The sequence below is a fragment of the Mesorhizobium sp. SEMIA396 genome (assembly GCF_024518615.1).
Taxonomy (GTDB): domain Bacteria; phylum Pseudomonadota; class Alphaproteobacteria; order Rhizobiales; family Rhizobiaceae; genus Mesorhizobium.
The window spans coordinates 781565-807142 of record NZ_JANIFC010000001.1 but is presented as its reverse complement, the minus strand read 5'-3'; the positions used below and the strand labels follow the sequence as shown (position 1 = coordinate 807142).

Sequence of the window (25578 nt, the reverse complement as noted above, 5' to 3'; positions counted from 1 at the left end):
TCCGGGCATGAGCATTTCAACCACCCGCTGATGGACGGCATGCCTTGCCGACTAGCGGCAAACGCTCATCGCTTCGTCATCCACGGGCGGAGCAAGGAGCGCAGCGACGCAGCGCAGACCCCTGGAGCTGCTCCGCAGCCCAAGGGATCCATGCCGCGACTTCAAATCGCCGCCGCGGGCAGAAATTGTGCTCCGCTGCGCCCTCGGCTGAGGTCGCGGCATGGATCCCAGGGTCTCCGCGACGGAGCTTCGCTCCTGCTACGCCCTAGGATGACGAAGTTTGGGGAGGCTCCAGCCAATCCCGAATGCCAGCGATGGTCCACCGAGGGAAGACATCTTGCTGCCGACAGATCCCCAACCCTGCCAGATCCTCTGTTCCAGCGCGGCTAGTCGCGAAGCGCATTGACCGTTTCGAGATCGACCATCGGCCCGCCGGGCCGCGACGAAAGCAAGGGAATGCCGTTGCGCTCCCCGCCCGCCTGCGGCGGACGCAGCGAACGGCGAACCAGATCGGAAATGACTTCGCCCACACTGCGATCCTGCTGCCGCGCCATAGCTTTGGCGGCAAGAAGGACATCGTCATCGATTGCAAGTGTCGTTCTCACAATTCGCCCTCCCTCCAAGCATCAAACATCACATGGCGCAGCAAATGAAATTGCGTGATGCAGGTCAGTTCGGTTTCCTGGGCTTGCCCGGCTTTGGAGAACGGCCGGTTTCCGAAACCTCGTCGCGGACCTCGTGACGGCGGGCTTTCGAAACGGCTTCGGCCTCCTCGGCAGCCTGCCCCACCGCATCGGCTGCCGCGCTGCCCGTCTTGCCGCGCGGACGCTTCGGCGGCGTGCCGGCAAAACCGGGGCCGTCGCCGTGCGGCGCGTCATCCGGCACGCCTTCGTGCGCGGCGTGTTCCTTGTCGAACTTGATCACCGGCTCCATCTTGGCCAGCACGTCGTCGGAGAGCCAGCACAGGCTCATATGGCCGCCGCCGAGATGCTTGACCGGGGGCACCTTGGTCTCGCACAGATTGTCCGGCACCAGCTTCTTGTAGCCGCAGCGGGTCTGGAACGGGCAGCCGGACGGCGGATTCATCGCCGACGGGATGTCGCCTTCCAGCACGATGTGCCGCTTGACCACGCTGGTGTCGGCGATCGGAATCGCCGACAGCAGCGCCTCTGTATAGGGGTGATAGGGCGGCGCGAAGATCTGGTCGGTCGTGCCTTGCTCGACGATATAGCCGAGATACATGACGACGACGCGGTCGGCGATGTAGCGCACGACGGACAGATCATGGCTGATGAACAGCATCGTCGTCTTGTTCTTGCGCTGGATGTCCATCAGCAATTCGGTCACCGCCGCCTGCACCGACACGTCGAGCGCCGAGACCGGCTCGTCGGCCACCACCACCTTGGCGTCGCCGGCAAAGGCGCGCGCCACGCCGATGCGCTGCTTCTGGCCGCCCGAAAGCTGGCGCGGCTTGCGGGTCTCGAACGCCCTGGGCAGCTTCACCAGGTCGAGCAGTTCCAGCATGCGCTTGCGGCGATCGGCAACCGTCTTGCCGACATTGAACTTCTCCAGCGTGCGGATGATCTGCGAACCGACCGAATGGCTGGGATTGAGCGTGTCGAACGGGTTCTGGAACACCATCTGGATCGACGACACCGTGTCAACGCTCCGTTTCTCGATGCCCGTCGACTGGATTTCCGTGTTGCCCAGCGTCACCGTGCCGGCACTTGCCGTCTCCAGCCCGAGCAGCACCTTGGCCAGCGTCGACTTTCCGCAGCCGGATTCGCCGACGATGGCGACCGTCTCGGATTCGCGCGCCATGAACGAGATCGTCTCATTGGCCTTGACGACGCGGCCCTCGCTCGAGCCGAACACCTCGCTGCCGCCGACCCTGTAGTATTTTCTGAGATCCTCGATCTTGAGCACCGGCGCGCCGGGCACGACGCGCTCATTGACCTTCTTGGCGCCGGGCGGCAGCGCTTCCCAGTCGATCTCGTTGAAACGCACACAGCGCGAGAAATGGCCTTCGTGACCCGCGACCTCGATCATCGGGATTTCGGCGGCGTTGCAGACGCCCTCCACGAAATGGTGGCAGCGCGGGCCGAAATTGCAGCCCTTGGGCCGCTCGTGCGGTAGCGGCAGCTGCCCGGGAATCGAGATCAGCGGCCGTGAATTCTTGTCGGCGCCGGGCAGCGGGATCGAGCGGAACAGCCCTTGCGTATAGGGATGGCGCATCCTGTCGAAGACATCCTTGATCTTGCCGGTCTCCACCGCCTCGCCCGAATACATCACCGTGATGCGGTCGCAGGTTTCGAGGATCAGGCCGAGATTGTGCGACACGAAGATCATCGACGTGCCGAACTTCTCGCCCAGCCCCTTGACCAGGTCGACGATGCCCGCCTCCACCGTCACGTCGAGCGCCGTCGTCGGCTCGTCGAGCAAAAGCAGCGCCGGCTTCGACAGCAGCGCCATGGCGATGACGATGCGCTGTTGCTGGCCGCCCGAAAGCTGGTGCGGATAGGAGCGCATCATACGCTCGGGGTCCGGCAGCTTGACCGAGCGCACCATTTCGAGCGCGCGCTTATAGGCCTCTTCCTTCGACACCTTGTCGTGGATCAGCGGCACTTCCATCAATTGCTGGCCGACCTTCATCGCCGGGTTCAGGCTCGCCATCGGCTCCTGGTAGATCATCGCGATCTTGTTGCCGCGAATGGAGCGCAACTCCTCGTCGGAGAGCTCGCCCATGTCCTTGCCCTGAAACTTGATCTTGCCGCCGACGATTTTTCCGATGTTGGAGAGGTCGCGCATGATGCCGAGCGACACGGTCGACTTGCCGCAGCCGGATTCGCCGACGATGCCCATCGCCTCCCCCGGCATGACGGTGCAGGAAAAATCCATGACGGCCGGGATCTCGCCCTTGCGGGTGAAGAAGGAGATCGACAGGTTCTCGATCTCGATGATCGGCGCGTTGGCCGGCCCATTGGTTGGCGTGGCGGGATTTCGAACTGCCTCGTTCATGGGTCGCTCCAATCCTGGTTCTTTCGGGCCTGTTTCTCTCAGGCGCATCGGGTCGAAACCCGCGAGATCAGTCTTTCATCGATTGTTCGCGCAGCGAGTCGGCGAGCAGGTTCAAGCCCAGCACGAACGACATCAGTGCGATCGTCGGCGGCAACGCTGGGTGGATGAAGGAGCGCAGCAGGCGGCTGGCGTCCTTGATCGCGGTGCCCCAGTCCGGACTTTCCGGCGCCAGGCCAAGGCCGAAATAACCGAGCGTGCCGAGCAGGATGGTGGTGTAGCCGATGCGCAGGCAGGCGTCGACGATCAGTGGCCCGCGCGCATTGGGCAGGATCTCCCACAGCATGATGTACCAGGGCGATTCACCGCGTGTCTGCGCCGCCGCCACATAATCGCGCGTCTTGATGTCCATCACCAGGCCACGCACGATGCGAAACACGCCGGGGCTGGAGGCGAACACCACCGCCACGAAGATGTTGAGCTGGTTGGGGTCGATATGCACGATCTTCAGCGGATCGGCGTCGAAGACCAGGCCGGCATAGATCCAGCCGCCGAGGATCAGGGTGATGCCGAGCAGGATGTATAGCCGGTCGGGCCGGTTCTTGTAGCGGGTCCAGAACAGCACGCTGAAGAAGATGATCGGGAACAGGAAGAACACGCCGGCCATGCCATAGGGGATCGGCGTATCCATGATGCCCGGCGTCACCAAAAGATAGAACAGCAGGATGACCGGGAAGGCCAGCACGAGATTGGCCAGGAACGACAGCACGGTGTCGATCTTGCCGCCGTAATAGCCGGCGGGCAGGCCGAGCGTGATGCCGACCATCAGCGCGAAGCCGGTCGCGGCAGGCGCGATGATCAACACGATCTGGCTGCCATAGACCATGCGCGAAAACACGTCGCGCGCCAGCTTGTCGCCGCCGAACAGATAGGTCAGCCCCGATTTCGGTTCGACGGCGCCCGGCAGCACATCCTTCATGATGGGAATCTGGGCCAGCGGGTCGAAGGGCGAAATGGTCGCGGCGAAGATCGCCGTGAACAGCCAGAACAGGCAGATGCCGACGCCGACGATGCCGACACCGCTGTCGAACAGCTGGCCGTAGAGCGCCAGCTTCTTCTTGTAGGTGAAGCTCGCGCCCATGACGATGACGAGTGCGATCCAGACCGGCCAGAAGCGCGACAGCACTTCGAGAACGATGGTGAAGCCACTGATATATTGAACCGGCATCCGCTTCGCTCCCTACTGAACTCTGATACGCGGATTGAGAAATGCGTAGCCGACATCGGAAATGAGCTGCGTGATCAGGACGATGAACACCGAGACCAGCGAGCAGCCGAGCAAAAGGTCGATGTCGTTGTTGCCGGCCGCCTCGACCAGCGTGTAGCCGAAGCCCTGATAGCGAAACATCACCTCGACGATGACGACGCCGGTGAGCAGCCATGGGAATTGCAGCATGATGACGGTGAACGGTGCGATCAGCGCGTTGCGCAAGGCATGTTTGACCACGACGCTGCCGAAGGAAAGGCCCTTCAATCTGGCGGTGCGGATATATTGCTGCGTCATCACTTCGACCATCGAAGCACGCGTCATCCTCGCAATATAGCCGATGCCGTAGATCGCCAGCGTCATTACCGGCAAAGTGAAATTATAGAAGGTGATGCCCTGGCTGGCCGAAGCCGCCGAGCCGTTCAGCCAGCCTAGCCATGAGGCGAAGATGACGGTGAAGATGACGCCCGACACATATTCAGGCGTCGCCGTCGAAGCGATCGACGCCACGGACAGCACCCGGTCGGTTCGCGACCCCTCGCGCATGCCGGCCATAATGCCGATCAGCAGCGAGATCGGCACCATCACCACCAGCACCCAGAACATCAGGATGCCCGTGGCGCCGAGTGCCGGAAACAGCTTTGAGGCGACGGTCGCCTTGAACTTGGTCGAGCAGCCGAAATCGCCCTGGAAAACGCCGGCGAAGGTCGGCACGAGCGGATCATTGCAGAAGGAGAAACGCTGCGCCGGTTTGCCGGTCGCCGGGTCTGTCACAGGTTGCTTGGGCACCACGCCCAGCCACTGCCCATAGCGGACGAAGAAGTTCTGCCGATAGCCGTGGTTGACCAGCCAGCTCTCGAGCTGCTCGGCCGACGTATGCATTTCGGTCTGGCTGATCGCCAGCTTCTTCAGATTGGGTTCGAGGTTGATCAGGAAGAAGACGACCATGGTCAAGCACAGCATCGTCAATGCCATGGTGCCAAGACGCCTGATAACGAAGGAAAGCATGGCGGCCCCCTGCCGATGGGTTGGGGTTTGAGCCGGCTATGAAAGCCAACCCTGCCGTGACCGGCGGAGCTGGCTGTCAAACAGGCCTTCGGATGCGATCAACCCTGTTTTGTTGCACGGCCTTGCCCGCGAGTCCGTAACTTTTTTGAGAAAGCGCGGACCAACGGGGACGGACGATGCAAAGAGCGGGAGAAGGGAGCGAGCCCCTTCCCCCATGTCGATGCGATCAAGCCTGTTCGAGCCAGACCTTGCCGTAGTCGCGCTCGAAGGTCGGGTGCATCTTGTAGTTCTGCACCGCCTTGACCGAGTGGCTGTAGAGTTTGCGCCAGTACGGCTGAATCATGATGCCGGAATCCTGCAGGATCTGCTCGATGTCCTTCATCATTTCCTTGCGCTTGGCGGCGTCGGCAACGGCGAGCGCCGCATTGAGCTTGGCGTCCCATTCCGGATTCGACCAGCCGGCCTCGTTCCAGGCCTCGCCGGTGCGATAGGCGATGGCCAGAACCTGGACGCCGAGCGGGCGCATGTTCCAGTTGGTCATCGACAGCGGATACTTCGTCCAGTCGTTCCAGAACGTCGAACCCGGCAGAACGGTGCGCTTCACCTTGATGCCGGCGTCGCGCAGCTGGGCGGCGATCGCATCGCCGGTGTTCTTGTGCCAGTCTTCGTCGACCGTGATCAGCTCGTGTTCGAAGTCGGCCTGGCCGGCTTCCGCCATCAGCGCCTTCGCCTTGGCCGGATCACGGGCAACCTTGGGCAGCTCGTAATATTCCGGATGGATCGAGCAGACATGGTGGTTTTCGGCGACCGAGCCGGCGTTGCCGTAGCCGAGCTGCAAGACGACATTGTTGTCGACCGCAAGCTGCAGCGCGTTGCGCACCTTCTGGTCGCCATAGGGCTTGTTGTTGACGTTGGTGCGGCAGACGATGGTCGACGCGGTGACGATTTCCGACTTCACCAGGTCCATGCCGTCGAGGATCGACACGTAGTCGGCCGAAGTCTCGAAATTGGTATGCACTTCGCCGGCTTCGAAAGCGCTGACCATGGCTGCTGGATCGGTGCCGTAGTCGATGAATTCCAGGCCGTCGAGGAACACTTCGCCGTCCCACCACTTGTCGTCGGTGCGGCGCTTGTAGACCACCTTCTGACCGACATCGTAGGAGACGAGTTCGAACGGACCGGTGCCGATCGGGCAGGCCTTGAAGTCGCCGCCCTTCTCATCGAAGGTCTTGTGGACGATGAGGCCGGGATAGTCGCACATGTTCGGAATCAGCGCGATGTCCGGCTTGGTGAGCTTCAGCACGACCGTGTGGTCGTCCGGCATGGTCACGGCGCTTTCGTCGAGCTTGTCGTCCTTGACCAGCGAGCCAAGACGGCCGGGCATGGAATTGCCTTCGGCTTTCTTGTCGGCCCAACGCTTCAGGTTGAAGACGACGTCGGCGGCGGTGAAGGCATCGCCATTCGACCAGGTGACGCCCTTGCGCACATGCAGCGTGTACTGCGTGGCATCGTCGTTGACGTCCCAGCTTTCCAGCAGATAGGGGCGGAACGTGTATTCGGACGTGTACTTGACCAGCGGCTCGAGCGCCTGGCGCTCGGCATTGGCGATTTCCGACCAGTCGGCCTTGCGCGGGTCCTTGGGATCCTTGATCCACTGGGCGATCTTCAGCGTGCCGCCCTTCTTGCCCTTTACCTCTTCGGCCTTCGCCGGCGTCGGATCGGCGAGGCCGAGCAAGCCGTAAGCCATTGCCGTCGATGCGCCGAAGACGCTGGCCATGGCCAGGAATTCGCGGCGGTCCACCTTGCCTGCCTTGGCTTCTTCGGCCATGGCCAGGATGTGATCCGGAACGCGATCGCCATTACTCTTGTAAATTGTCATGACTTAACTCCCATTGTTGGCTTTCCGCCTTTTAACATTCCGCATCCAGGCCATGATGTCAAAGACGGCGTGGATTGAGAACATGTTAGGGAATGTGCAACTTTGAAAGGGGAGCGGTTCGCGTGATAACGACAGTCTTGGCGCAAATTTGCTACTGTCCGACGGATTCTTCTGGAATCTCGGTAGTCGATTAAACTGAGACATTTACTCCAGCCCGGACAGCGCCAGAATCGATCCATCATGAGGCCAAAAGTCCTGCCGAACTATCAGTATTCCTTCTCGTAGAAGATGCCGCCCTTGGCTTCGCCGGCATCGTTGGCCTCGCCGCGCAGCTTGACGCCGCGCCCGACATTGAGGTCGATCGTAGCCTTGCCCGAGCCCGGCTTGTCGCCTTTCTGGATCGTGACATAGGTGCGGTCGTTGAGGTATTTGCCCGCCGAAACCGCCGTGCCGCCCTGGTCGTCGGTGGTGACGTCGAGGTCGTCGACACCAATGGCGCTGCGCAGGTTTTCGAGCAGCGACGTCGAGCCGCCGACGCCGGCCAGTTGCCCGGCGGCCTCGGCCAACTGGGCGATCTGCAGCGGCGACAGATTCGACATCGAGCGGCCGAAGATCAATTGCGCCAGCACCTCGTCCTCGGGCAGCGCCGGCACCGAGGAGAAGGTGAACTTCGGATTGGTCGCCTCGCCCGACACCACGATGGTGACGGTGGCGCCGGTCGTCGTCGTGGTCGCCGTCAAATTGAGATAGGGCACCAGCGAGCCGGAAAATCCGACCGTGCCTTCGGTGAAGGTCAGCCGCTTGCCGAGGATCGACAGCCGTCCGCGCTGCAGGGTGAAGGTGCCGACCGCTTGCGGCGACGAGGCCGGGCCGGTCAGCTTCAGCGAGCCGCCAAGTTCGGCATCGACGCCCCTGCCCTGGATGAAGATCTGGTTCGGCGCGTTGACCGTGACATCGAGTGCAAGGCCGCTACCGCCGCCCTTGCCGCTGGTCGTCGGCGGCCGCAGCGCCTTGTCCTGTGCCTTGACCGCACCTGGCGCGTTCTTGTGCTTGACGTCGAGCGCTGCCAGCGAGCCCGGCAATTTGTCCGGAACGGTGATCACCGTCTTGGCGAGATTGACGGTGCCGGCAATGACCGGTGCGGAGGTCAGCGGTCCCTTGATCGTCAGGTCGCCGCCGAGATTGGCGGTCACCACCCTTCCGTCCGTATAGCGGCCGTCGACCAGCTTGATCGACAAATCGGCCGGAAAACCCTGCGCCGGGTTGATGCCGACCGTGCCGCTGGCCGACAGGCTGCCGCGCGTCGACAGCGTTCCGGTCAACCGGTTGATCCTGGCGACGCCGCCGGCAATCGAGACATCGGCGGCGAGATCGTTGACGGCGAGGCCGGAGCGCGCATCGACAAGGCGCGCACCCGAGGTGCTGACGCTGCCGCCGATGACGGGCGATGTCGCGGGACCGCGCACCTGCACGTTGACATTGGCGGTTCCAGACAGCGACAGGCCCTGCGCGGCAAGCTTCTGGCTGAGCAGGCCGAACGGCACGACGCCATTGAAGTCGAGCACCAGCGCCGGCGTCCCGGCCGTCGTCACGCTGCCGCCGCCCTTGACGCCAAGGCCGGCTCCATCGCTGACATTGGCATTGAAGGTCAGCTTGTTGGCGCCGAAGGTGCCCGACGAGGAAACACTCACCGCACCGACACCGGCACCGCGGGTCTGCGAGGTCTGCACGCCCGCTGCGTCGAGATTGAAGGCAATGGCGGGATTTGCCGGCGCGCCCGTCACCTTGACCGTGCCCGAAATCGAGCCGGCGGCGTCGAGGCCCGGCGAAAAACTGTTGGCGAGCGACATCGGCACCCGCGCCAGCGTCGCATTGATGTCGAGCGCCGTGCCGACCTTGCCGGTCACCGTCGCCGTGCCACCGCCAAGGTTGAGCACCAGCCGATCCAGCGTCGTCGTGCCATTGGCGATGCTGACGCTCGAGGCCTGGGCAATGGCCGCCTTGATGCCCTGGACGGTCGCCTGGCCGGAGGCAAGCTCGATAGTTGTCGTGCCGTTGGCCACTTTCACCCGGCCGGCGGCCCGCGCCGGAATGCCCTTGACGGTTGCGCCGCCGGCGAAGCCGGTCCAGTCGCCGTCGCGCTTTAAGTCGACATCGATGCCGCTGATCACGGTGCCGCCCGAAATGACGGTGTCGGCGCGGATCTTTCCGGAGATCACGGGCGCCGCCAGATAGTTGGCGACCAGCGCATCGATCGAGACGGCTTTCGCCTGCAGGTCGCCGCGCGTAATCGACGCGGTCGCCGCCTTGATGGCGACCTGCGGTGCGGTGCCGTTCTTCGAAAAGGCGATCGTGCCGCGCACGTCGCCTTCGGCCTTTTCCAGGGCAAGTGCCGCCAGCGGGCCGATATCGGGCAGGTCGAGCGCGATGGTGCCGACCGGCACGAACTTCTCGTCCAGCGCCAGATCGCCGGAAATCCTGTTCTTGCCGAGCGACAGCAGCAGGCCGTTGATGGCGCTCTTGCCGTCCGCCGTCGCCAGCACCGCACTGCCTTGCAGCGCCTGGCCGGCGACATTGCCGGTCAGTTGCACGTTGGCCGCCGGATTGGCGGCATCGGCCTTGCCGGTGGCGGTCAGCTTCAGCCCGGTGATCTCTCGCGCCGCCACGAGAAGGCGCTCGCTGTCGACCGTCAGTGACAGATCCGGCGCACTGGCCGGCCCCTGTGCGTTCAACGCAAAGGCGATGGCGCCCTTGGCATCCTTCGACAGCAGCGAGATGTCGCTCAGCGCGCCCTTGATGTCGGCGGCCACCTTGTTGTCGGCAAGGCTGGCTTGCCCGTCGGCGGTCAGCGCACCCGAGGTCAACTTCAATCCGCCTATGTTGATGCTGCCGTTGGGGTCGCGCTTCAGTGTGGCGCTGATCTCAGCGCGTTCGCCAAGCATGCCGCGCGCCGCCGCCGGCAAGGCCGACGATGGGGCATCCGCCTTCAGATTGAGGTCTATGGCACCGTCTCGCAGCGATACCTGGCCGGCGACCTGGCTGTTCAGCGCATCGCTCTTGAGCGAGCCGCTGTCGATGGCAAACAGGTCGGCCGTCAGGCGGCCGCTGACGGCTGCCGTGACCTTGCCGGCGATCAGCGGCGCGATCACCGGATTGTCGAGACCGACCTTGTCCACCGACACCGTGCCGGAAACCGGCCCTGCACGGTTCTTGAGATCGAACGCATCCGAATGCAACGCCAGGGCAAGCCCGTCTACCCTCGCCGGACTGGTGACGATCGAGGGCAGGATCGCGGAGACATCCAGGCGGGCCCGCGTGCTCTCGCCCGCCACCTTTGCCGACAAGGACTGGATCTCGATCTTGACCGGGCTCTCGGCGCTGCCGACAGTCAGCGGCAGGCTGGGGCCGGATGAGATGAGATCGAGCGCAAAATCGCTGGCGCCGTTCGGGTTGAGGGTGCCGGTTGCCTTGCCGGAAACCTTGTCGCCGGTCAGCGTCGCCTGATCGAGCACCACGCCGCCGGCAATCGTGTAGCTGCCGGCCGCATCGACGGCGAGCGGTCCGAGCCCGGCCTGCCGGGTCTGGCTGGTTTCGATACCGGCCAGTTGCGCATTGAAGCGGACGTCGGGAGCGGCCGGCGGTCCCGTCAAACCAGCCGTGCCGCTGAGCGTGCCCACAGCATCGAGGCCGGGCGAAAATCCATTGGCGAGCGCCGCGGGCAGTGCCGAAAATTGCGCCGCGAGATCGAGCGTCTGGCCAGCTGTCCCGGACAAGGTCACCGAGCCGCCGCCGACGTCGAGCGCCAGCCTTTCGATGCTGGTCGTGCCGTTGGCGATGCTTAGTGTCGATGCCTGGGCGATTGCCGCCTTGATGCCACGAACCGTCGCCTCGCCCGAGGCAATCTCGATGCTCGTCGTGCCGTCGGCGATCTTCACCCGGCCGGCAGCGGTCGCCGGAATGCCCGCTATGGTGGCGCCGCCGGTAAAATTGGTCCAGTCGCCATCACGCTTCAGGTCGACGCCGATGCCGCCGATTTCCGTGGTCCCGGAGGTGACGCTGTCGGCCTTGATCGTACCTGATATCGCAGGCGCCTTGAGATAATTGGCGATCAGTGCATTGACTGTGATGGCCTTGGCCATCACCTCGCCGCGCGCGATCGATGTGCTCTTCGCATCGATCGCAACGGAGGGCGCGTCGCCATCCCCCGCGAAGCGGATGGTTCCGTCGATGTCTCCCGTTATCGCCTGGCCGGCAAGTGCGGCCAGCTGGTCGATGGCAGGTGCATCGAGCGTCAGCGTGCCGAGCGGCATGAATTTGTCGTCGAGCGCGAGATCACCCGAGACCTTGTTGTCGCCGAGCGAGACCAGAAAACCATTGATCGAACGCTTGCCTTCGCTCGTCACCAGCGCTGCTTTGATGTCGAGCGGCTGGTCGTCGACGGAGCCGGTCAGCGAGACATTGGCGGCGGGACTGGTGATATCGGCCTTGCCGCTAGCCGTCAGCTTGATGCTCTTCACCGTGCGGCCCGATGCCGTCAGGCTGTCGCTATCGGCGGTAACCGTGAAATCCGGCGCCGTCATGGCGCCGCTTGCCGACAGCGCGAAATCGACGCCACCGGCAACCGGCACGCCGACTGTCGGCGACAGCACCGAGACGTCGCCCAGTTTGCCCTTGATGTCGGCCTGGATGTCGGTGCCTTGCATGCTGGCCGTGCCGGCGGCGCTGAGCGTGCCGGAGGTGAATTCGATCGAATTGGCGGCGAAGGATCCCTGCGGATCGCGGGCCGCGCTGGCCGAGAATTTCACCCTAGCGCCGAGCACCGAGGCGATCTGCGGCGGAAAGGCCGTGGCCACGGCATCCGCGTTCATCTTGAGCTGCATCGACAGGTCGGCAAGCGCCACCGTCGCGGTCAGCGAAGCGTTGAGCGCGTCGGAACGCAGCGTGCCCTGGTCGATGGCAATGGCGTCCTTGCTGACCGACCCGGCCAGATCGACATCGATCTTGCCGGTGATCAGCGGCGCCAGCGTCGCCACGTCGGTGTTGAGGCCGCCCGCCTCCAGCTTGACGGTGACCGGCCCGGCGCGGTTCTGGATATCAAAACCGTCGGAATGGATCTGGGCCGCCAGGTCGTCCAGCCGCGTGCCGCCGGCGACGATGGAGACGAAGGAGGCGCCGACGTCGATGATCGGCGCCTTGCCGTCGCCGAAGGCCCGGGCGGTGGCATTGCTGATCGCCAGCGTGATCGGCTGCGCCTTGCTGCCGACGCTGATCACCACGGGCGGCCCCTTGGCGGCGAGTTCGACCGAGAGGTCGCTGGCGCCGGCAGGATCGACAATGCCGGTCGCGGTGCCGTGCACCGCATCGCTGTCGATGTTGGCGCGGTCGACACTGACGCCACCGGCCGATGTGGCGGTGCCGGCAATGTCGAAACTGGTCTTGCCGGCAAACAGCGGCTTGAGATTCTCAGGCAGGAAGCGAGCGAAATCGCCGTCGCCCTTGGCCTCGATATGATTGCCCTTGTCGGTCAGTTGGTGGCGACCCGTCAGCTGGGTGACGATCTTGCCGTCGACCGAGAACGTGCCGATGCCGTTCCAGTTGGCGAGCGGCCCGGTGCCCGAGACATCTATGTCGACCGGCGGCGTGTCGGGCAGCTTGAGCAGGTTGGCGATGATACCGCCTGCCGGCTCCGAGGCCTTCAGGTCGAGATCGAGCCTGTTGTCTGCCGGCGCAAAGTGGATCTTGGCGTCGACATTACCTTGCTTGCCGTCATGACGGGTGATGTTGAGCACCGTCTCGACCGCCAGTGGCGCGGCATCGGCCTTGACCGATCCCTTGGCCGCAAGCTCGGCGATGCCGCTGCCGGCCAGTTGCTGGCCAAGCGCGATCTCGGGCAGATCGATCTGCTTGATGTCGATGGAAACCGGCAGCGTCGTCGTACCCCCGCTCGGCGCTGGCTGCGTGCTGGCCACCGGCAATCGCGCCAGTTCGATACGCTCGGCAGCGATACGGTCGGCGCTGAAGTTTTTCGACAGCAGCGCCAGCGGCGACCAGTCGACGGCCACCTTGCGCGCCACCAGCCAGGCGCCCTCGCGGTCCTCCAGCACGACATGGTCGACGCTGAGCGCCCCGGACCAGATGCCGTCTATGCCGCTGACCGTGATCTTGCGGTTGTCGTTCGAAGCCAGCCGCGAAATGATGCCGGCGAGATTGTCGCGGCCGCGCTCGGTCTTGGTCAGCACCACCAGCGCGCCGATCGCTCCCGCAACCACGATCAGCAGCGTGTAAAGGACAATGCGGAGGATGCGCCAGACTGTTTTCATCGCTCAGAATGCCTGCCCGATGCCGGCATAGATGCCGAAATGCGGGTCACCCGGATCACGGTTGAGCGGCACGGCGGCATCGATGCGCAGTGGCCCGAACGGCGTGACATAGCGCAGCCCGACGCCGGCGCCGACCTTGACATCGGAGAAATCGGGAGCTGATTTGGTCGATACGGTGCCGGCGTCGACGAACGGCACGATGCCGATCGTATCGGTGATGGCGATGCGCATCTCGACCGAGGTTTCGAAGAAGGACAGGCCGCCGATCGGCTGGCCGGTGAAGTCCTTGGGTCCGATGCCCTGATAGGCATAGCCGCGCACCGAACCGCCGCCCCCGGAATAAAAGCGCCGGTCGGCTGGCACATGTTCGAGGCTGGTGCCGACGATCGAACCGATGGCGACACGTTCGGCCAGCACGAATTTCGAAGCCGAGTCCAGCGACTGATAGGCCGACCCTTCGCCCCTCAGCTTCAGGAACGCCGCACCGCTCAAAATGTCGTAGCTGGGCTCGGCATAGGCCAGCACCCGGAAGCCGCTTGTCGGGTTCAGCCGGTTGTCCCGGTTGTCATAGACATATTGCAGCGGAATGCTGGCGATCAGGTATTTGTGCTTGCCGAAAGCGTCGTGGATGCGGGAATAGTCGAGCGCCACCTCGGCGGAAACCGTCTGCTTCTTGGTCAGCTCGTAGGACAGCCCGGTGCTGCCCTTGACCGAGAAATGGTCATAGGCGTCAGGATGTTCGAGTACCGTCTTGACGCCGGCGAAGAACTTCGATGCCGGCCCGATCACGCCCGGCTTTTCGAACATGATGCCGGCATTGTAGTTGAGCTCGCCGAGATCATTGCTGCCGATGCCGCTGATCTTGCCGTCGATGCGCAGCTTCTCGGCCCGGCCGAACAAATTGCGGTGGCCCCAATAACCTTCCAGGCCCAGCCCCTCGGTGTTGGAGAAGGTGCCGCCGACGCCGAAATAGCGTGGCTTGCGCTCGCTGACCTGGACGCCGATCGGAATGTTGCCGTCGGCATCGAGCGTGTCGGCTTCCTTGAACGTCACGCTGTTGAAGACCTCGAGCGCCAGCAGCCGGTCGCGCGCGTCATCGATCTCTTGCGGCGAGTACTGCCGGCCGCGCTTGAGGCCGGTCATGTATTCGGTGAAGTCGCGGTCGACCTTTTCGGTGCCTTCCACCGTTGTGTCGCCATAGCCGGCGACCGGCCCAGCGGCGACCGTCAGCGTCACGTCCAGCGTCGAAGTAGCGTGGTCGGCGACGATCTGCCGGTCCGTCACCTCTGCCAGCGGCCTGCCTTGCTCCTTCAGCGTCCGCACGATCAGCGCCTCGGCCTTGAGCACAGCGCCGGATCCCGCATCGCCGCCTGATATCAAGCCATAATCGGCGCTCATCAGCCCCGCTGCGTCGCCCTCGAGGTGGATATTGCCCAAGGTGAATTTCGGCCCGCTGGCGATGTCGATCACCACGGGAACCGGCTGCGGCCCCTTGAATTCGGCATCCGGCGGCAAATCGTCGAGCGGCTTGCCGTCGATGGTGACGGTGACGACGCCTTCGTAGCGGGCATCGGCATAGAGCGCGGCGACAAGCTGTTCGCGGTCGCTGCGCGCCTTGGCCATCAGCCCGAGCGAGCCGGAAACCGGACGCTCCTCGTCACTCTTCAGCGCCGAGGCATTTTCGAGCTTCTTGACCAGATCCTTGTCGGCGTCGGGGGCGGAAATGGTAACGGCGTAGCGCAGGGGATCGACGATATCGGCATCCTCGTCGCTGGACGACCCCCACAGCTTGATGCCGAAAAGCTCGAAAGCGGCCGCCGGCCGCGATTCGGCGACGAGCACGGTCGAGCACATCACGGCCAGCAGCAGGGCGCGCGGAAGCGCACGCCCTGGCGCGCGACCTCCTGACATCTGCTCTTCATGCGCCGGCATTAAGACAACCTAGATTACAAAACTAAAATTGGAATGAAGTTCTGAAGCGCTCGTAAAGGGGCCACAATCCAATTGTCTGAAATAGGGCGGGCTTGGAATTCACACCTTTTGCGTCGCCGCAAGAAAGCGTGATCCCCTGTCCTATGGAGGTACTACCGGTCATCGGCCGGAAAGGAAACCGTTGGCAGGCGGAACCCTGCCGCGTCCTTGTGTTGACAAGCCTGACTGAAGCTTGATCATGCCCGGACGTCAGCTGTGTCTGGAGGGGTGTTATGGCAATGCGCGCGGCTCGTGGTCTGTCTATCCTGATTCTTCTGTTTTTAGGCTGGGCCAGTGTCCTGGCCTGGAGCAGCGCCGCGCAAGCGGCCGAGGCCCGGCGGATCGCGACAACGGACAATTCCGATTATTTCGGCTTTGATCTCAGGTCCGACCAGAATGTGACAATCGACCAGTGCAAGACGACATGCCTGGGAGACCCGGCCTGCCGTGCCTTCACCTACAACAAAAAAGCCAAATGGTGCTTCCTCAAATCCGACTACAACCAGCTGAAAACCTTCAACGGCGCGGTCGCGGGCAAGGTCGTCAACATCGATGGCGATCCTGATATCGGCGCGCCGCCGGAACTCGCTTTCTTCCCCAACTGGATGGCCGATCAGGCCCAGCAATACCGCAACAAGCTGCTCGGCCCGGCCTATGACAAGCCGACCGAAGGCATGGCTGCCTTGCTGAACGCCGCCGAACAGGCCGTGCTGACCGGGGATCACCGCTCCGCCATGCTGAAATACGAGGCCGCGGTCTCGGTGCTGCCCGATGATGGTCCGCTCTGGCTCAACCTGGCGCGTGAAACGCTGGCCGTTCAGCCCGCCGCTAGCACCTCCGAAGCCTCCACTTTGCCGGCGAACGGCACGTCGGCCGCTTTCAATGCCTATAAATTGCTGCGCACCACCAAGACGCGCGCCGAAGTGCTGGCGCTGCTCGGCAACGGGCTCGACAAGCGCGATCTCTACCGGCCGGCGCTGCAGGCCTATGAGGCCAGCCTTGCGCTGAACCCTTCGCCGGCGGTCCAGGCCGACTATGCCGATCTCAAGGCCCGCAAGGGTTTCCGCGTTGTCGATCACACCATCGACGCCGACACCAGCGCGCCGCGCATCTGCGCGCAATTCTCCGAGGATCTGGTCAAGACCGGCGTCGACTACGCGCCGTTCGTCACCGTCGACAACGCGCCACCCAAGGGCGTCGAGGCCAAGGACAAGCAAATCTGCGTCGAAGGGCTGGAGCATGGTCAGCATTACGACGTCACCTTCCGCGCCGGCCTGCCGGCGGCAATCGGCGAAGTGACCGCGGCCCCCGTGGTGCTGTCGATCTATGTCCAGGACCGCGCACCGTCCGCCCGCTTCACCGGTGACAGCTTCGTGCTGCCGGCCGGCGCGCGCCGCGGCATTCCGATCGTCACCGTCAACATGAATGCCGCCGAAATGAAGCTCTACCGCGTCGGCGATCGTTCGCTGGCCCAGCTTCTGTCGGGCTACCAGTTCCTGCACCAGCTCGACGGCTACGACATCTCCAACATTTCCGAGCAGATGGGCGCGCCGGTCTGGCAAGGCCAGCTCGACATCGCCAATGATCTCAACAAGGAGGTCACCACCTCCTTCCCGGTCGACGAGGCGGTGCCGCAGCGCAAGCCCGGCGTCTACGTGCTGACCGCGCAGGCCGTCAACGACAAGAGCGACAACTACAATTCGATGGCCACGCAATGGTTCGTCGTCTCCGACATCGGCCTGTCGACCTATACGGGGCAGGACGGGCTCAACGTCTTTGCGCGTTCACTGGGCAGCGCCAAGCCGATAGCCGGCGCCGAACTGACGCTGGTTGCCAGGAACAATGAGGTTCTCGGCACGGCGACATCGGATGCCGACGGCCATGCCGTCTTCAACCCCGGCCTGACGCGCGGCGACGGCGGCATGGTGCCGGCCGTGCTGATGGCCAAGCAGGGCGACAATGATTTCGTCTTTCTAGATATGGGCCGGGCCGGCTTCGACCTGTCCGACCGCGGCGTCACCGGGCGCGCGGCGCCAGGTGCGCTGGACGTCTATGCCTGGACCGAACGCGGCATCTACCGCGCCGGCGAAGATGTTCATGTCGCGGCGCTTGCCCGCGACGGCGCCGCCAAGGCGGTCGAGAACCTGCCGTTGACGTTCGTCTTCTCGCGCCCCGACGGCGTCGAGGACCGCCGCATCGTCAGTGACGGCGCTTCGGCCGGTGGCCATGCCGTCGACCTGCCGCTCGAACCCAACGCCATGCGAGGCACCTGGTCGGTGTCGATATACACCGATCCCAAGCAGCCGGCCGTGGCCAGCCACATGTTCCTGGTCGAGGATTTCGTGCCGGATCGCATCGAATTCGACATGAAGGCCGACAAGCAGGAAATCGCCCAGGGCGAAACCGCCAACATCGACATTGACGGCCGCTTCCTCTATGGCGCGCCGGCGGCGGGCCTGGCGCTGGAAGGCGAACTGACGCTGTCGACGTCGCGCGACTGGGACCGCTTCCAGGGCTTTTCCTTCGGTCTCGCCGACGAGCAGTCGGCCGAACCCACGGTCACTCCCCTCGCCGATCTGCCGGTGGTCGGCGATGACGGCAAGGTGACCTTCCCGGTCTCCGTCGACCAACTGCCCTCGACCACCAAGCTGGTCGACGCCAAGGTGACGGTGAGGATGCGCGAAACCGGCGGCCGCGCCATCGAGCGTTCGCTCAACATCGGCGTCCGCCCGCAAGGCCATATGATCGGCATCCGTCCGGATTTCGCCGACAATGAAGTGCCGCAGGGCGGCACCGCCAAGTTCAGCCTGATCGCCGTCGATCCCGACGGCAAGCGCGAGGCGCTGAAAGGCGCGCAGTGGACGCTGGTCAAGGTCGAACGCAATTACCAGTGGTACCGCTCCAACAATTCCTGGAACTACGAGCCGGTCACCTTCACCAAGTCGATCGCCAACGGCCAGGTCGACCTTAGCGCCGACGGCGGCGCGACGGTCTCCGTGCCGGTCGATTGGGGTCAGTACCGCCTCGAGGTCGAGACATCGGATCCCGAGGGACCGGCGACAAGCTACGAGTTCGATGCCGGCTGGTATGTCTCCTCGACCACCACCGAAACGCCTGACGGCCTCGAAATCGCCCTCGACAAGGACAATTATGCCGCCGGCGAAGTGGCCAGGCTGAAAGTCTCGCCGCACTTTGCCGGCGAACTTCTCATCAACATCGGTTCCGACAAACTGTTGAAGACCGTCACGGCATCCGTGCCGGCCGGCGGCAGCACGGTCGACATACCGGTCGGCGACGATTGGGGTGCCGGTGCCTATGTCACGGCAACCCTCTTCCGGCCGGGCGATGCGCAGGAAACGCGCATGCCGGCCCGCGCCATCGGCGTGAAATGGCTGAAGGTCGATCCGGGCTCGAAAAAGCTCGCCATCACCTTGACGCCGCCGGACAAGACCATGCCGCGCCAGCAGCTGTCGATCCCGGTTTCGGTCGCCGGCGTGCAGCCGGGAAGCAATGCCTACGTCATGGTTGCCGCCGTCGATGTCGGCATCCTCAACCTGACCAACTACAAGGCCCCGGATCCGGAGAACTGGTTCTTCGGCCAGCGCATGCTGGGCATGGAAATCCGCGACATATACGGCCGCCTGATCGACGGCTCGCTCGGCAACACCGGCAAGCTCAGGACCGGCGGCGACGGCGCCAACATGCAGGCGCAAGGCAACCCGCCGACCGAAAAACTGGTCGCCTTCTTCTCCGGCATCGTCGAACTCGATGCCGACGGCAAGGCGCGGGTCGACTTCGACATCCCGCAGTTCAACGGCACCGTGCGCGTCATGGCCGTCGCCTGGACCAAGGATGCGGTCGGCCACGCCCAGTCCGATGTCATCGTGCGCGATCCCATCGTGATCACCGCTGGCCTGCCACGCTTCCTGGCGCCTGGTGACGCCGCCGTCATGCGCCTAGACGTCGCCGACACCGATGGTCCGGCCGGCGACTATGCGTTCTCGATCGAAACAACGGGTGACCTGTCGACCGGCGACAAGCCCCTGCCCCAGAAGCTGACGCTCGCCCAGGGCAAGCGCCAGACGCTGACCGTGCCGCTGGTCGCTCAGACGGCCGGCAATGCCTCGCTCACCGTCAAGCTTGCCCATGCCGACGGCACCAAGGTCGAGCAGACGCTCTATGTGCCGGTGCGCCCGGCGCAATTGCCGGTGACCACCCGGCTGGTGGTCGACCTCAAGGGCAATGGCGGCGCGCTGCGCGTCGACAAGGAACTGCTGGCAGCCAGCCTGCTCAATGGCGCCTCCGTCAGTGTCGGCGTTTCGCAGGCCGCCGCCTTCGACGTGCCGTCGCTGCTGATGACGCTCGACCGCTACCCCTATGGTTGCGCCGAGCAGACCACCAGCCGCGCCATGCCGCTTCTCTACGTCAATGAGTTGGCTTCCGGCGTCGGCATGGCCAGCGACCCCGATATCCATGGCCGCATCCAGGACGCCATCTATAAGGTTCTGAGCTATCAGGCCTCGGGCGGCAGCTTCGGCCTGTGGGGTCCGGGCTCCGGCGATCTGTGGCTTGATTCCTATGTCACCGATTTCCTGACCAGGGCGCGCGAGCAGAAATACGACGTGCCGAGCCTGGCCATGAACCAGGCGCTGAGCAATTTGCAGAACTCGCTCGGCTATGACCAGAGCGTCCAGGACCGTGGCAGCGAGATCGCCTACGCCCTCTACGTTCTGGCCCGCAACAAGAAGGCCTCGATCGGCGACCTGCGCTACTATGCGGATACCCAACTCGAAGCTTTCTCAAGCCCGATGGCCGTTGCCCAGCTGGCGGCAAGCCTGGCGCTCTACGGCGATACACCGCGCGCCGAAGCCACCTTCAAGACCGCCTTGCAGTTGGCAAAGTCCACCACCGACTACGACTACTACCGCTCCGACTACGGTTCGCGGCTGCGTGATGGCGCGGCGATGCTGGCGCTGGCGGCGGAATCGAAGCCGGTGCCGACCATCGTGCCGGAACTGATCAAGCTGGTGACCAGGGAACGCGCGGAAGCCCGCTGGACCACCACCCAGGACGAATCCTGGATGCTGCTGGCGGCCCGCGCGCTGAAGGAGGGCAATGATACGATCATGCTGGCCGTCAATGGCGCGGCGCATTCCGGCGGCTACTCCAACCAGGTGGAAGGCTCTGACCTGGCCGACAGCCCGCTGACCATCGCCAACACCGGCAAGACCCCGCTGCAGGCCGTCGTCACCACCGTGGCGTCGCCGGTCCAGCCCTTGCCGGCCGGCGGCGACGGCTTCACCATCAACCGCACCTACTACAAGCTCGACGGCACCGAGGCCAATGTCACCGAGGCGACGCAGAACGAACGCTATGTCGTCGTGCTCAAGGTCAACGAGCAGAACAAATGGCCGTCGCGCCTGCTGGTCACCGACCTGTTGCCGGCCGGCTTCGAGATCGACAATCCCGGCCTGGTCTCCAGCGCCCAGTTGACGAACTTCTCGTGGCTGGCGCAGACCGATGCCGCGCATCTCGAATTCCGCGACGACCGTTTCGTCGCGGCGTTCAACCCGGCCGACGGCGATCATGACCACAATCTGACGCTCGCCTATGTCGTGCGCGCGGTGACGCCTGGTACCTATGCGCACCCGGCGGCAACGGTGGAGGACATGTACCGGCCGCAATATTCGGCCCGCACCGCCACCGGCATGATGGAGGTCAAGGCGCCGTAAGGCGCCTTGGCGAATATGAAAGTGAGGCTTGTGCTGCCCCCCATTGCCCTGCCGGGCATTTCTCCCCGTATAGTGACGGGGAGAAAGAGGCCTGCAACAAAGCTTTCGCCAACTTTGAACGTTGCTGGAAAAGCGCCAAGGGCCATGACAGCACCCTTCTCCCCGTCACTATACGGGGAGAAGGTGGCGGCAGCCGGATGAGGGGCGGCGCCATGCTTTCCAAGAAGTTCCTTCGTCGCACGGCCGTTGCAGGAGCCTCCCTCATTGGACTCACCGCAATTGCCGCCACCACCCTCTGGGCGCTCGACCGTGCCTTCCCACCCCCGCTTCCAGCCGAACTCACGGTCTCCACCGAAGTCCAGGACCGCGACGGCGAATTGTTGCGCGCCTTCGCCACGCCGGACGGCTACTGGCGGCTCGAAACCCGCCTCGACCAGGTCGACAAGCAGTTCGTCGACATGCTGGTCACCTACGAAGACAAGCGTTTCTGGGACCATGAAGGTGTCGACGTGCTGGCGCTGGCCCGCGCCGCCGGCCAGTTCGCCACCAGCGGCCGCATCGTCTCCGGCGGCTCGACGCTTTCGATGCAGCTTGCCCGGCTGATCGAGCCGCGCGAAAGCCGCAGCCTCGGCTCCAAGGTCAAGCAGATGCTGCGCGCCATCCAGATAGAGCGGCGGCTGTCGAAACGCGAGATCCTCGAACGCTACCTGACGCTGGCGCCTTATGGCGGCAATCTGGAAGGCGTGCGCGCCGCCTCGCTCGCCTATTTCGGCAAGGAGCCGAAACGGCTCACCGTTTCCGAGGCCGCCCTGCTCGTCGCTCTGCCGCAACTGCCGGAAAAGCGCCGGCCCGACCGCAATTTGAAGATCGCCCACGCCGCCCGCGACCGGGTGCTGACCCGAATGGTCTCCTCCCGCCTGCTCGGCGAGCGCGAGGCCGCACGGGCCTCCCTCGACGATGTCTCGGACCTGCGCCGCACGCTGCCGGCGCTCGCCGCGCACGCCGCCTATGCGATGTTGCCCAAGGCCGTCCCCGGTCAGCCCTTGCAGCTGACGATCCGCAAGAGCGTCCAGGAGGGGCTGGAACAGGTGGCGAGGGACGCGGCCACCAAGCTCGGCCCCCGCCTGTCGGTCGCTATGGTGCTGGCCGACTCCCGCACCGGCGACATCCTTGGCGAAGTCGGCTCGGCCAATTTCTTCGACGCAAGCCGCTCCGGCTGGATCGACATGACAAAGATCGTCCGCTCGCCAGGCTCGACGCTAAAGCCCTTCATCTACGGTTTGGCCTTCGAACAGGGCCTGGTGGCGCAGGAAACGCTGATCGACGACAGCCCCGTCGATTTCTCCGGCTACCGGCCGAAGAATTTCGACATGGGCTACCAGGGCGATGTCAGCATCCGGCAAGCGCTACAATTGTCGCTCAATGTGCCGGCGATCCGCGTGCTCGACGCGGTCGGGCCAACGCGGCTGATGGCGCGCTTCCGCCAGGCCGGCGTCAGCCCCATACTGCCGGTCAACGAAGCCCCGGGCCTGGCCATCGGTCTTGGCGGCGTCGGGGTGACATTGCGCGACCTCGTCCAGCTCTACACAGGGCTCGCCAATGGCGGCAAGACGCACACGCTGCATGACGGCACCGAGCCTGCCGATGCCGAGCGCACCAGCGCCACCATCCTCGACGGTCAGGCCAACTGGCAGATCATCGACATATTGTCAGGCGTCAAGCCGCCCGAGGGGGCCTTGCAGCGCGGCATCGCCTACAAGACCGGCACGTCCTACGGATACCGCGACGCCTGGTCGGTCGGCTTCGACGGCCGCTACGTGCTGGGCGTCTGGGTCGGCCGCCCCGATGCCGGCGCGGTGCCCGGCCTTTCCGGCTATGTCTCGGCCGCTCCCATCCTGTTCGAGGGTTTTGTCCGCTCGGGCCTCGCCACCGTCCCCTTGCCGGGCAAACCGCCCGGCATGTTCAGCCCCAGACGCGAGGACCTGCCGGTGACGCTCGCCCGCTTCGGCGCCGGGTCGGATGGCCTGGTGCAGGCGACGGTGAGCGAACCCGCACCGACCATCATCTTCCCGCCTGACGGCGCCCGCGTCGATCTCGGCACCAATTCGGCCGACGCCTCGCCACTGGTGCTGAAGCTGCAAGGCGGCCGTGCGCCGTTCCGCTGGCTCGCCAACGGCAAGCCGCTGGCAGGCATCGATCGTCGCCGCACCGCGACCTGGCAGCCCGACGGCGCCGGCTATTCGACGCTGACCGTCATCGACGCCGCAGGGCGTGCGGCGAGTGTGAAGGTGTTCGTCGAATAGATCGCGCCAAGAGATTCATGGAATTGGCTTTCCGGACGCTCGGCAGATAGCAGGATACTCACCCATGCCTGTTCCGAGGCACCCCTCGCGCAATCCGTTCTTGTCGGCAGCCTCGGCACTGGCAGCAACAATCCTTGTCGCGGCAACCACCCTCCCCGCTTTGGCCGATGCCCTGCCCGCCGGCTTCGTCCGGCTCGCCGATGTCGATCCCTCGATCCGCCAGGACATACGCTACGCCGGATCGGACAATTTTCTGCATCGCAAGGTGGACGGCTATGACGCCCCGGCCTGCATCCTCACCGAGCAGGCGGCAAAGGCACTGTCCGCCGTCCAGAAAGCGATCGCCGCCAAAGGCCTGACCCTGATGTTGTTCGATTGCTACCGCCCTGCCCGCGCCGTCGCCGACATGAATGAATGGACGCGCGATGGCGGGTCGCCCGATCCACAATGGTATCCGAAGGTCAGGCGCAGTGAGCTGATCGCCAAGGGTTATGTCGGAGAACTATCGACCCATTCACGTGGCTCGACCGTCGATGTCGCCGTCGCCCGGACGGACCGCAGGTCCAGCCCGAACCAGGCCTGCGGCGCGGGCGATGCCGACACGCTCGATTTCGGCACCGGCTTCGACTGCTTTGATCCGATGAGCGAAACCGCCCACCGAGGCCTTGCCAGTGAAGTGGCGGCAAACCGCAAGATGCTTGTCGACGCCATGCGCGCCGGCGGCTTCAAGAACTATGCAAGGGAATGGTGGCACTTCACGCTGAAAAGCGAACCGTTCGCCAGACAGCGTTTCGACTTTCCCATCACCGCCGATTGATGCACCGGACCAAATTCCGCACCTTGCCTCGGCACCGCCCCTTGCTAGATAGGCTGAGTGGCCGGGTCATGGATTCTTCCTTTGGCCTCAAGAGGAAAATATTTCTCCTAACGGCGAAATGGCGTCGAACATTTTCTCAAGAGGGGCAAAAAAGGCAACATTGAATGCATCTAATTTCTACCAATTCGGTAGATTTGGCGCGGGTTCAACGGAGGCAGAAATGACCAAACCTCATTTCAGGAAACTGCTCGGCGCACTGGTCGCCACATCTGTCCAGTTCGGCACGCTCGGTTTCGCGTTTGCCGATACCACCATTCTCAACGTGTCCTACGATCCGACACGCGAGCTCTACAAGGCCTATGACGAAGCTTTCGTCGCGCATTGGAAGGCCGAGACCGGAGAGACCGTCACCGTCCAGCAGTCGCATGGCGGATCGGGCGCCCAGGCCCGCGCCGTGATCGATGGCCTCGATGCCGATGTGGTGACGCTGGCACTTGAAGGCGACATCAACGCCATCGTCTCGAAGGCGAAGAAGATCAATCCGGACTGGCGCACCAAATTCGAAAACAATTCAGCGCCTTACACCTCGACCATCATCTTCCTCGTCCGCAAGGGCAATCCCAAGGGCATTCACGACTGGAGCGACCTCGTCAAGGACGGTGTCCAGGTGATTACGCCCAATCCCAAAACCTCCGGCGGCGCGCGCTGGAACTATCTCGCCGCCTGGGCCTACGCCAACGCCAATGACGGCGGCGACGAGGCCAAGACCAAGGAGTTCGTCGGCAAGCTCTACGCCAATGCTCCGGTGCTCGACACCGGCGCGCGCGGCTCGACCGTGACCTTCGCGCAAAAGGGTCTTGGCGATGTGCTTATCGCCTGGGAAAACGAGGCCTATCTGGCGCTCGACGAGTTCGGTGCCGACAATTTCGACATCGTCTACCCGCCGACCTCCATCCTGGCAGAACCGCCGGTGGCGGTAGTCGACGCCAATGTCGATGCCAAGGGCACGCGCAAGGTCGCCGAAGCCTATCTGAGCTGGCTCTATTCCAAAGAAGCGCAGACGATCATCGCCAAGAACCATTATCGTCCTGCCAAGCCCGATCTGGTGCCGGCCGAGGACCTCGCCAAGCTGCCGCCGATCAAGCTCGTAACCATCGACGATCCACAGTTTGGTGGCTGGAAAAAAGCACAGCCTTATCATTTCGGCGATGGTGGTATATTCGACCAGATCTACAAGCCCCAGTAAGCAGTCGATATTCAGGACGA

The 25578-nt window shown here is 64.0% G+C and carries 11 protein-coding genes; 4 read left to right on the top strand and 7 right to left on the bottom strand.

All coding sequences use genetic code 11. The features are described 5' to 3' along the window. Positions 1-386: 386 nt before the first annotated feature. From NP503_RS03990 to NP503_RS03960, 7 genes are all read right to left on the bottom strand, one after another. Complete coding sequence (locus NP503_RS03990; RefSeq protein WP_127270554.1) at positions 387-605, bottom strand: CopG family transcriptional regulator; 219 nt, start codon at positions 603-605, stop codon at positions 387-389. Between the two features lie 64 nt (positions 606-669). Beyond that, positions 670-3018 (bottom strand): ABC transporter ATP-binding protein, encoded by a 2349-nt coding sequence (locus NP503_RS03985; protein WP_127272340.1) that lies wholly within the window; start codon positions 3016-3018, stop codon positions 670-672. Between the two features lie 67 nt (positions 3019-3085). Next, the gene (locus NP503_RS03980) at positions 3086-4243 is read right to left on the bottom strand and encodes an ABC transporter permease (RefSeq protein WP_127269357.1); all 1158 of its coding nucleotides are present in this window, start codon (positions 4241-4243) and stop codon (positions 3086-3088) included. A 12-nt stretch (positions 4244-4255) separates the two neighbouring features. Continuing rightward, positions 4256-5290 (bottom strand): ABC transporter permease, encoded by a 1035-nt coding sequence (locus NP503_RS03975; protein WP_127269356.1) that lies wholly within the window; start codon positions 5288-5290, stop codon positions 4256-4258. Positions 5291-5516: 226 nt separating this feature from the next. Continuing rightward, positions 5517-7169 (bottom strand): ABC transporter substrate-binding protein, encoded by a 1653-nt coding sequence (locus NP503_RS03970; protein WP_127269355.1) that lies wholly within the window; start codon positions 7167-7169, stop codon positions 5517-5519. A 266-nt stretch (positions 7170-7435) separates the two neighbouring features. Continuing rightward, positions 7436-13489: a translocation/assembly module TamB domain-containing protein gene (locus NP503_RS03965; RefSeq protein WP_127373017.1), complete on the bottom strand. Its 6054-nt coding sequence runs from the start codon at positions 13487-13489 to the stop codon at positions 7436-7438. Positions 13490-13492: 3 nt separating this feature from the next. Beyond that, positions 13493-15421: an autotransporter assembly complex family protein gene (locus NP503_RS03960; RefSeq protein WP_127272710.1), complete on the bottom strand. Its 1929-nt coding sequence runs from the start codon at positions 15419-15421 to the stop codon at positions 13493-13495. Between the two features lie 272 nt (positions 15422-15693). On the opposite strand from NP503_RS03960, the gene NP503_RS03955 reads away from it, so the two are divergent. The 4 genes from NP503_RS03955 (at position 15694) to NP503_RS03940 (ending at position 25558) form a co-directional block, all read left to right on the top strand. Beyond that, positions 15694-21192, top strand: a complete 5499-nt coding sequence (locus tag NP503_RS03955) for an alpha-2-macroglobulin family protein (protein ID WP_127273177.1) — start codon at positions 15694-15696, stop codon at positions 21190-21192. Positions 21193-21404: 212 nt separating this feature from the next. Continuing rightward, positions 21405-23495 (top strand): penicillin-binding protein 1C, encoded by a 2091-nt coding sequence (gene pbpC / locus NP503_RS03950; protein WP_127271861.1) that lies wholly within the window; start codon positions 21405-21407, stop codon positions 23493-23495. Positions 23496-23559: 64 nt separating this feature from the next. Further along, complete coding sequence (locus NP503_RS03945; protein ID WP_127271863.1) at positions 23560-24312, top strand: M15 family metallopeptidase; 753 nt, start codon at positions 23560-23562, stop codon at positions 24310-24312. Between the two features lie 220 nt (positions 24313-24532). Continuing rightward, positions 24533-25558 (top strand): sulfate ABC transporter substrate-binding protein, encoded by a 1026-nt coding sequence (locus tag NP503_RS03940; protein ID WP_127271865.1) that lies wholly within the window; start codon positions 24533-24535, stop codon positions 25556-25558. Positions 25559-25578: the final 20 nt, after the last annotated feature.

Bases quoted from the DNA above. Each gene is read 5' to 3' on its own strand.
- pbpC (WP_127271861.1), top strand. From the start codon at position 21,405: ATGCTTTCCAAGAAGTTCCTTCGTCGCACGGCCGTTGCAGGAGCCTCC.
- NP503_RS03945 (WP_127271863.1), top strand. From the start codon at position 23,560: ATGCCTGTTCCGAGGCACCCCTCGCGCAATCCGTTCTTGTCGGCAGCC.
- NP503_RS03970 (WP_127269355.1), bottom strand. From the start codon at position 7,169: ATGACAATTTACAAGAGTAATGGCGATCGCGTTCCGGATCACATCCTG.
- NP503_RS03965 (WP_127373017.1), bottom strand. From the start codon at position 13,489: ATGAAAACAGTCTGGCGCATCCTCCGCATTGTCCTTTACACGCTGCTG.
- NP503_RS03985 (WP_127272340.1), bottom strand. From the start codon at position 3,018: ATGAACGAGGCAGTTCGAAATCCCGCCACGCCAACCAATGGGCCGGCC.
- NP503_RS03980 (WP_127269357.1), bottom strand. From the start codon at position 4,243: ATGCCGGTTCAATATATCAGTGGCTTCACCATCGTTCTCGAAGTGCTG.
- NP503_RS03940 (WP_127271865.1), top strand. From the start codon at position 24,533: ATGACCAAACCTCATTTCAGGAAACTGCTCGGCGCACTGGTCGCCACA.
- NP503_RS03975 (WP_127269356.1), bottom strand. From the start codon at position 5,290: ATGCTTTCCTTCGTTATCAGGCGTCTTGGCACCATGGCATTGACGATG.
- NP503_RS03955 (WP_127273177.1), top strand. From the start codon at position 15,694: ATGGCAATGCGCGCGGCTCGTGGTCTGTCTATCCTGATTCTTCTGTTT.
- NP503_RS03960 (WP_127272710.1), bottom strand. From the start codon at position 15,421: ATGCCGGCGCATGAAGAGCAGATGTCAGGAGGTCGCGCGCCAGGGCGT.